The sequence below is a fragment of the Acetobacter pomorum genome (assembly GCF_002738225.1).
Classification (GTDB): Bacteria; Pseudomonadota; Alphaproteobacteria; order Acetobacterales; family Acetobacteraceae; genus Acetobacter; species Acetobacter pomorum.
In genome coordinates this window covers 57,649-66,515 of the sequence record NZ_PEBQ01000001.1, presented here as the reverse complement: position 1 = coordinate 66,515, position 8,867 = coordinate 57,649, and the positions used below count along the sequence as shown (strand labels likewise).

7 protein-coding genes and 1 pseudogene are annotated in these 8,867 nt (G+C 53.0%); 2 read left to right on the top strand and 6 right to left on the bottom strand.

What is annotated here, in order from left to right:
* Positions 1–613 (top strand): annotated as a pseudogene (locus CSR02_RS17140) (hypothetical protein); the annotation flags it as partial.
* A 12-nt stretch (positions 614–625) separates the two neighbouring features.
* On the opposite strand, the gene CSR02_RS00315 reads toward CSR02_RS17140, so the two are convergent.
* From CSR02_RS00315 to ispH, 4 genes are read right to left on the bottom strand one after another with little or no spacing between them, the layout of a single operon-like run.
* Positions 626–2,137: a hypothetical protein gene (locus tag CSR02_RS00315; RefSeq protein WP_099540023.1), complete on the bottom strand. Its 1,512-nt coding sequence runs from the start codon at positions 2,135–2,137 to the stop codon at positions 626–628.
* 39 nt (positions 2,138–2,176) lie between these two features.
* Positions 2,177–2,671, bottom strand: coding sequence for a ribonuclease HI (gene rnhA, locus CSR02_RS00310; RefSeq protein WP_099540021.1), 495 nt, complete (start codon positions 2,669–2,671; stop codon positions 2,177–2,179).
* Entirely contained in the window at positions 2,655–3,629 is a 975-nt protein-coding gene (locus tag CSR02_RS00305) for a homoserine kinase (RefSeq protein ID WP_099540019.1), read from the bottom strand. The genes rnhA and CSR02_RS00305 overlap by 17 nt, the downstream gene beginning before the upstream one ends.
* 9 nt (positions 3,630–3,638) lie before the next feature.
* Complete coding sequence (gene ispH, locus CSR02_RS00300; RefSeq protein ID WP_026019375.1) at positions 3,639–4,640, bottom strand: 4-hydroxy-3-methylbut-2-enyl diphosphate reductase; 1,002 nt, start codon at positions 4,638–4,640, stop codon at positions 3,639–3,641.
* Between the two features lie 221 nt (positions 4,641–4,861).
* On the opposite strand from ispH, the gene CSR02_RS00295 reads away from it, so the two are divergent.
* On the top strand, positions 4,862–5,467 hold the full coding sequence (locus tag CSR02_RS00295; RefSeq protein ID WP_183172601.1) for a hypothetical protein: 606 nt from the start codon (positions 4,862–4,864) through the stop codon (positions 5,465–5,467).
* 63 nt (positions 5,468–5,530) lie between these two features.
* On the opposite strand, the gene CSR02_RS00290 is transcribed toward CSR02_RS00295, so the two are convergent.
* Together CSR02_RS00290 and CSR02_RS00285 are read right to left on the bottom strand one after the other, a co-directional pair.
* A complete protein-coding gene (locus CSR02_RS00290; protein ID WP_099540017.1) occupies positions 5,531–6,895 on the bottom strand; it encodes an ABC1 kinase family protein in 1,365 nt (454 codons plus the stop codon).
* Between the two features lie 2 nt (positions 6,896–6,897).
* Positions 6,898–8,865, bottom strand: coding sequence for a M3 family oligoendopeptidase (locus CSR02_RS00285; protein WP_099540015.1), 1,968 nt, complete (start codon positions 8,863–8,865; stop codon positions 6,898–6,900).
* Between the last annotated feature and the right edge of the window lie 2 nt (positions 8,866–8,867).

Here is an 8,867-nt window from a genome sequence, read left to right as displayed (position 1 = left end):
ACCAGCACCAGCACCAGCACCAGCACCAGCACCAGCACCAGCACCAGCACCAGCACCAGCACCAGCACCAGTGGCTAAGGCCCCATCAACTCCGGCACAAGAGAATAAAAGCAGCGCAGCCCCTTCCACACAGCCCCACAAACCACCGCCGCCAGCAACAATACCAAACGCGCCGCCGCCGCTACCACAGCTTACCCCTGCGCCATCAGACGTGGAAATTCATCCCTTTCCGGTTCCCCCACAACCAACAGTAGACCTGAAAGCCCAAGGCACAGTGACACCTATTGAAGGCGGTGTACGCATTACCTTTGCACCAGAAGCGGCAACTCTTAACCCGGAAACACATCAGGCCATTCTGGCATTCGGGCAACGTCTGTCAGACAAACCACATGTACGAGCGCTCATAGATGCCTATAGCTCTGGTGCTGTGGATGATCCCTCGTTGCCACGGCGTATGGCACTGGCGCGTGGTCTGGCAGCGCGAAGTGTGCTCATGAATGGGGGAACACCGTCTACCCGCATTTATGTGCGCGTTATTGGCTTGCCCAAACAATCTGCACCTAACACGCCGCAGGATTATATTGATATTTACCAGTCTGATGTGGAACCCTAGAAACGGACTGCTTCAGTTCTGAGGCACCCTGAAGGGATGTGACCATATCAGCAAAACATTGCTGCCGATGTGTATCTCCCTTTGCGCAGGTCCAAACTGTGTTTGCGCCTGCCGGGCTTGGTCTGTACTTTCACACACAATAAAATTGCCACCTGTTTCATACCACTGTGGTTTGCTGAGGGTATGAAATGCCTTAATGCCTGCGGGTGTGAATTCGATAGGTGCTAGACGTGCCGGAAACGGCAGGCTGTTCCGGGCTGCACTCCAATACGGGGCAAAACCTTGCTGTAACTGCATTTGCTCCAAAGCACGATTGACCGGAAAATTCTGGTTTGCGGCAGTGTATCCCCAAACAGGGCGTGGCAAAATTGTTGCCGCATACAAAATGCAACAGCCACCTAACAGAAAACCATACCCTTGCGGCACCTGCTTATGCCGAATAACCAGCAAAACAGATAACAAGCACGGAAAAATCAGATAACGGAATGACTGCTCATCCATTGTCAGTTCGCCAAAAACAAAGGCTGCTAACATCATCACAATGGCTAAAACGGATGAAAGATCAAACAGAGTCCATTGCCTGTTTTTACGCAGTGCCTGAAAGCAAACCCATATGGTGCCGCCAGCGCACATCAGATGAAACAGTTCGCGCCCGGAACCTGAAAGCGTAATCGGCTTTCCAAAAAAATCGGCACCAAAATACTGCAAGAAGCCGGAAAACAGGACGCTCAGATTATACGACGCCCGACTCTGTGACCCAAAAGACGAACTCCACAACCCCGGCACATGGAATGCTCCATTATGGGCAAGCACTGTTTTAATAACATGCTCCAGCAGCAATGCCCCTACCATGCTGCTGGCAAGCCCAAAATATCTTGGAGCACGTTGTTCAAGGCTACAGCCCATAGCCGCCAGAATAACTGGCAAAGCCAGAGTATATTTTACCAGATCATCGCTGCTCAACAGCAAGGCAACAAACAGAACAGTGCCGCTCCAGAGCCCACAGGTACCGACTAAGCTTTTGGATTGCAGGCAATGTGGTTTTTGCAGCCATATCAGCCAGAATAACAACATGCCCACATAAGCGCCGACATGATAACAGGGCGACAGCACCAGATGGACAGCAAAGGCGCTAGGGGCCCCTAACAAAACAAGAAGCAACCACCCGGTATTGCTTTTTGCCAAACGCGCAATACGAAACGCCAACAACATGGCAATGGCCCACAACATGGCGGGTACAATGTAATAAAAAGATACATGCCAGCCAAACAGGCCGAACATCACAACATATGGCAAAATTTCAGTGGCATAGAAGGATTGAGTAGAAAGATCCCATCCTTTCAGCAAAACATTGCCGTGCAGAATATCCTGCGCAGCCAGCAAGGTAGAAACACTGTCTGAATTAAAAGGCTGTGTCATACCCAAAGCGGTATAAAGCAGCGTTAAAGCCACAAATGCCACTATGTACCCTGCTATGGTTTGGTATGTTTTGCCTGCGGCCACAGTGATATTTTCCCTATCCATGCTCCATGAAAAAAACCGGCCTTTCAGCCGGTTTGTTTTTTAGCTCTCTAAAAGAGATTGTTCTATTTTTTCTCGGGCTTCTGTCGCCAATTGATCCGCGCGCTCATTTTCTGGCACGCCGGAATGTCCTTTTACCCAATGCCATGAAACATCATGCCGTTTGGCAACATCCAAAAGCCTGCGCCATAAATCCATGTTCGCAACCGGATCACCCGATGCATTGCGCCAATTCCGCCTTACCCAACCCGTATGCCACCGGGTAATGCCATTGCGCACATATTCACTATCTGTATGCAAGTTCACAACACACGGACGCGTCAGAGCTTCCAGCGCTTCTGCTGCGGCTGTCAGCTCCATCCGGTTATTGGTGGTTTCACGCTCACCGCCAGAAAGTTCCCGCTCCACACCTTTGCAGCGGAGTAGAACACCCCAACCGCCGGGGCCGGGGTTTGGGCGGCACCCGCCATCCGTCCAGATTTCAACTGCCAGCATAGGGTGTTCTGTTGCGCTGATATTTTCAGAATCCGTAGGCATCAGCACTTTCCGTTTCCAGATGAAAGCGCAGGCGCTTCAGATAATCCATAGGATCTTTGGGCGTTACCAAGGCATCTGCCGGGGTGTTGATCCAGTCATACAACCGAGTGAGCAAAAAGCGCATGGCCGCACCTCTGGCCAGAACTGGCATAAGCTTGCGTTCTTCTGGCTCCAATGGGCGTATTTCCTCATACCCTTGCATCATATGCCGGGCAAAGGTGATGTTAAATGCCCCATCGACCTGAAAACACCATGCGTTCAAGCAGATAGCAATGTCATAGGCCAGAAAATCTGTGCAGGCGAAGTAAAAATCAATCACACCTGAAACCGCATGATCCAGAAAAAAAACGTTATCTGGAAACATGTCTGCATGAATCTGTCCGCGTGGTAGCAGTGGGTTATGCTCCCGCCCCGGCCAGAATGGCAAAATATGCGCTAACGCATTTTGCAATTCATCCTGCAAACCAGCGCGCACAGTATTCGCACCCGCTCCACAACTTTCCAGCAGGGCAAACCACGCATCTGGCCCCAAAGCATTCTGACGTTCTGGCTTGTAGGAACGCCCCGCCACATGCAGCTGCGCCAAAGCCCGCCCAAGCGGGCGGCAATGCTCCAGCCTGACAACACGCGGCCAGACACCAGGCAAGAAGGTGGTAATGGCAGCGGGCCGACCTGCCAATGTTTTCAGCACGTGCCCTTGCGAATCCGCTACGGGTTGGGGGCATGTTACCCCCTCACGCGCCAGATGCTGCATAAGCCCCAAAAACCAGGGCAGATCCTGCGCATTCACCCGTTTTTCGTACAGGGTTAGAATGTAATCTCCATCTGTTGTACGCAGCTGGAAATTACTGTTCTCCACCCCTTCGGCAATACCGCGAAACGCAACCAGAGACCCTATGGCGTAATCTTGCAAAAACGCTTCCAGAGCCTCGTTTCCAACGTCCGTATAAACGGCCATGCAGCACCTTTAGCCCAGCGGTGCGGGAAGGCGGAACGTTACGTTTTCTTCCTTCACAATCCGCTCTTCAATGCACAGGGTGTAACGCTTGGCCATTTCTGCCAGCATTTCCTGCACCAGTGCTTCCGGCGCAGAAGCACCAGCCGTAATGCCCAGCGTGTTCACACCTTCCAGCACGGACCAGTCCAGAGAATCTAGACGCGGCACCAAAAGCGCACGCGGTGTGCCGGAACGTTCCGCCACTTCACGCAGACGCTGGGAGTTGGAAGAATTGGGAGAGCCAATAACAATAACCAAATCGCACTCAGGTGCGATGGTTTTTACGGCTTCCTGACGGTTGGTGGTGGCGTAGCAGATATCTTCGCGCTTTGGCCCTTCAATCAGCGGGAAGCGCGCACGCAGAATATCCACAATTTCTGCCGTATCATCTACAGAAAGCGTTGTCTGGGTGATAAAGGCCAGACGTGTAGGGTCTTCCGGCTCTACCGTGCGGGCTTCTTCTGCATCGTTAATCAGCGTCATCGCACCCGGTGGCAGCTGGCCCATTGTGCCCACCACTTCCGGGTGGCCTGCATGGCCAATCATCAGGATATGGCGGCTTTCTGGCCCACCACCAGCAAAATGACGCTCAGCTTCACGGTGCACCTTGGAAACCAGCGGGCATGTGGCATCCAAGTAAAGCAGATTGCGGCGTTCGGCCTCAACCGGCACGGTTTTGGGCACGCCATGAGCAGAAAAAACAACGTGGCCATCTACGGGAACTTCATCCAGTTCCTCAACAAAAATGGCGCCTTGTGCTTCCAGCTCTTCCACCACAGTCCGGTTATGGACAATTTCATGGCGGACATAAACAGGCGCACCGTAACGGCGGATGGCTTCTTCCACCACACGGATGGCACGGTCCACCCCTGCGCAGAAACCACGAGGGCCTGCCAGCAGAACCTTGAGAGATCTGCCGTGCTGAGCATCTGCGCTCTGGGGCGGGGTAAGGGTATCAGTTTGATCGGGCATGGTGTTCCCCAAAGTTGCAGCGGACTGTATAGAAGAAAACTGGCTATGAAGAAGCATATTGAAAACTGGCTATGCCCGAAACCCATAAAGGTGACGGAAGTTGTGGCCTACGCAAAGGACGCATGGGATGCAACCCGTTTTACGGCATCAAAGCCTTGAAAAACATACCTATGTGGGTGTGATGGCTGCTATCTGCTGTGTTCAACCCGTTTTAACCGATAATGCCGGATCCATACATGTTCCCTAATCACAACCAACGGCGCAGCCTGTTCCCCCGTATTGCCGCCCCGGGTCTGGCAGCGCTTGGGCTGCTGGCCACACTTGGCGGCTGCGGTGATGGTGAAAGCAAATCCATGGACTTTGCACCCACCTGCCCCATTACGCATATTCCGTCCGAGGCCGCAGATTACTACCTCTACCAAGGTAAGCAGACAGGCTTTAAAAACATGGTGGCCCGCGCCAGCATCCTGCAATTACAGGGTGATTGCCTTGCTGCAGGCCCTAAGGACCTGAAAACCCGAATCGTACTGCGCTTTGTGATTGAACGCGGCCCGGCAGCAACAGCCAATACACTTACCCTGCCGTGGTTTATTGCCGTGCTGCACGGAGACAGGATTGTGAACAAGCATGTGTTCCACCACACCGTGTCCTTCCCGGCCAACCTTTCCACTTTTGAAGACGATACAAAGGTGATTACGGTAGATCTGCCTATTCCACCCAAAAATGTGGATTCAGATTATCGGTTTGAAGTGGGTTTCCAGCTGACCAAGGACCAGCTTGAATATAATCAGGTCCATCTGAAACGCGCAGCGTATCAGGCTTACTGATAGAAAAAGAAGCAGCACATTGCTGGGTTAAATTACAAACTCTTGCAATGTGCTGTCTTTAAATCAGGAAGCTGGATGCGTTTCAGGCGGAAAACGCGCGGCTTTTATGGCAGCCTGCTGGCGTTGGGCCAGCGCCTGCTCATCAAAATCCTGCACAATTTCATGGAACAGCTGATACCAGTTCATCTTGACCTTCAGCCGCATGAATACAGACCCCAGCCCAAGGGCTGAACGATCAACCAGCACAAATTCACGCGGCAGGCGCACACCTCCGGCTTTTTGCAGCCCTTCATGCACCTTGGAAAGAATCTCCCGCCCAAGGGCCGGATTGTTGTCATCCTGAATATAGCGTTCTTCATCCACCATCAGTGGGGCGTATAACAGCCCTGCCCATTCGTTTAGAACGGCCACTTTCTCACGCGTCAGATCACGGAAGCCCCATGCTTCATAAGCATGCGCGGCCATGTCCATATCCTTGTTACGGAGCGCGTAATAGAGATCTATGTTTCCCTTGATGAACGAAGGCTGGAAAATACGGATAGCCCCAAAATCCAGCAAGTTCAGGCCGGCATCTTCCCGCATGGTGAAGTTGCCCATGTGCGGGTCACCATGCACCACGCCATACTGATACAGCGGCACATACCATGCCCGGAACAGTGCGCGGGCAATCCGTTTTTTCTGCTCTTCTGTCAGGCCCGCTTTAATGGCTGCATTCAGGTTCTGCCCCTGCACCCATTCCATCGTCAGCAGCCGCTGTGTGCAGAGTTCATCTATCGGCAAGGGCACCGTAACTTCCGGGCAATCTGCCAACACGGCATGATAGAGGCGCATATTGGCAGCCTCATGCCGATAATCCAGCTCTTCCCGCAACCGTTCAGAAAGCTCTTCCACCACATCATCCTGCCGGATGGCATTATCCAGCTTGTGGTAAACACCAATAGCCATACGGAACTGGCGCAGATCAGCCTCAACAGCGGCCTTCATATCCGGATACTGCAATTTGCAGGCTACGCGGCGGCCATCGGCCAGCACGGCCTGATGCACCTGCCCAAGGCTGGCAGCGGCAGCGGCTTCCCGCCCAAAGGAACGAAAATTCTTTTCCCATCCCGGCCCAAGCTCCGCCGTCATACGACGGCGCACGAAGCTCCACCCCATTGGCGGAGCGTTGGACTGAAGCTGCGCAAGCTCATCGGCATATTCATCGGGCAATGCACCGGGAATAGTGGCCAGAAGCTGTGCTGCCTTCATGAGCGGGCCTTTTAGCCCACCCAGCATGGATTTAAGATCTTCAGCGTGAGAAGCCCCGCCAGAACGCAGACCTATCTTGTTGCCTGCCAGCCGGGCTGCAATGCCACCAACGGTTCCGGTGGTTTGCACCATACGGCGCAGCTCACCAAAAACGCCGGTATTATCCATATCTCGCGCCATAATCAGCCTTGCTCCAACTGGTCAATAAAGCCGGAAATTACATCCAGCCCCTTGCGCCAGAAACCCGGATCAGACGCATCCAGCCCGAAAGGAGCCAGCAGTTCCTTGTGGCGGAGGGTGCCCCCTGCTTCCAGCATGGCAATGTATTTATCCTGAAAACCGGGAGCACCTTCACTGAACACCTGATACAGCGCATTCACCAAGCAATCTCCAAATGCGTAAGCGTACACATAGAATGGAGAATGAATGAAGTGCGGAATATAGGCCCAGAACACATCGTATTCCGGCGTAAAGTTAAAGGCCGGGCCGAGGCTTTCTGTTTGCACACTGCGCCAGATGGCACCAATCTGCTCGGGTAACAGTTCGCCCTTTTTACGGGCATCGTGCACACGGGTTTCAAATTCATAAAACGCAATCTGGCGCACAACCGTGTTGAGCATATCCTCAACCTTGGCAGCCAATAGCAGACGGCGACGCTGTGGGTCTTTTTCTGCATCCAAGAGAGACTGGAATGTCAGCATTTCGCCAAACACACTGGCCGTTTCCGCCAGTGTCAGCGGCGTATCGGACATGAAGTAGCCCTGCTTTGCCGCCAGAACCTGATGCACACCGTGGCCCAGTTCGTGCGCCAGAGTCATAACATCCCGGATACGACCATGATAGTTCAGTAGGATGTAAGGATGTGCTGAAGGCACGGTAGGATGCGCAAATGCCCCGGGAGATTTGCCCGGTGCTGATGGCACATCAATCCACGGGTTGGTCAGAAAGGTGTTGATAACCTTGCCCATACGCGGGTCAAAACCATCATATGCCTTTTGCACAATATTCTTGGCTTCAGACCACGGAATCAGCTTGTCATCATTACCGGGCAGCGGGGCGTTGCGGTCCCAATGCTCCAGCTTGTCCAGCCCCATCCACTTGGCTTTTAAAGCATAATAGCGGTGGGAAAGACGCGGATAATCTGCCCGCACGGCAGAAACAAGCGCATCCACCACCTCATCTTCCACCATGTTGGAAAGATTACGCGATGAGGTTGGCCGCGCAAAATGCCGCAGATTATCCGAAATGGATTTATCCTTGGCCAGCGTGTTTGTAATAAGCGCAAACAGGCGGACATTTTTTTCAAACACGCCGCCTACGGCTTTGCCTGCCTGTTCCCGCATTGTCCGATCTGTATCGGACAGACGGTTAAGCGCATCCCCTACCGTCATTTCCTGCCCATCCACGGTAACGCGCAGGGCGGCAATGGTTTCATCAAACAAGCGGCACCATGCCTGCCCACCAGTTACAGATTTTTCCAGCAGAACCTTTTCCACATCATCCGAAAGCTGATGCGGGCGATACATGCGGATATCACGCAGATATGGCTGCCAATGCGCCAGTGCTGGGTCTTTCAGCTTTTCTTGAAGATCAGCTTCTTCCAGCCGGTTCAGTTCCAGCGTGAAAAACAGCAGATGGGTGGAAATGGCTGTCAGCCGTTCATTGATCGACTGGCTGAACTGGCTAATGGAAGCATCTGACGAATCGGCCGCAAATAGCAGGGAGGCATAAGAGCCTGCCTTGCCCAGCATTTCCTCAATGCTTTCAAAGGCGGCAATGGCATCTGCCAGTTCCTTGCCAGACAGGCTGCCCAGTTTGCCCTGATACTGTTTGGCAAAAGCTTTTGCCCTTTTTTCTGCCTCAGCCAGATCAGCTTGCAGTTTCGGATCATCCATACCCGCATAAAGGGCGGAAAGATCCCAACGCGGCAGAGAAGCTACCCCTTGGCTTGCAGATACGTTGGCAACGGTACCGGCTTGTGTTGCAAAAACCGGAAGCGGATGTGAACGGAGGAAATGCGCTGTGTGTTCCATACCGTACACTTTACAGTGCATTTCTGCCGGAAGCGAGAGGCCGTGAACACAAGCGCAGTTCACATGCACAACAGAGATATGAAAAACAAATGGGCAAAAGGTTTCCCCTCCGCCCATCT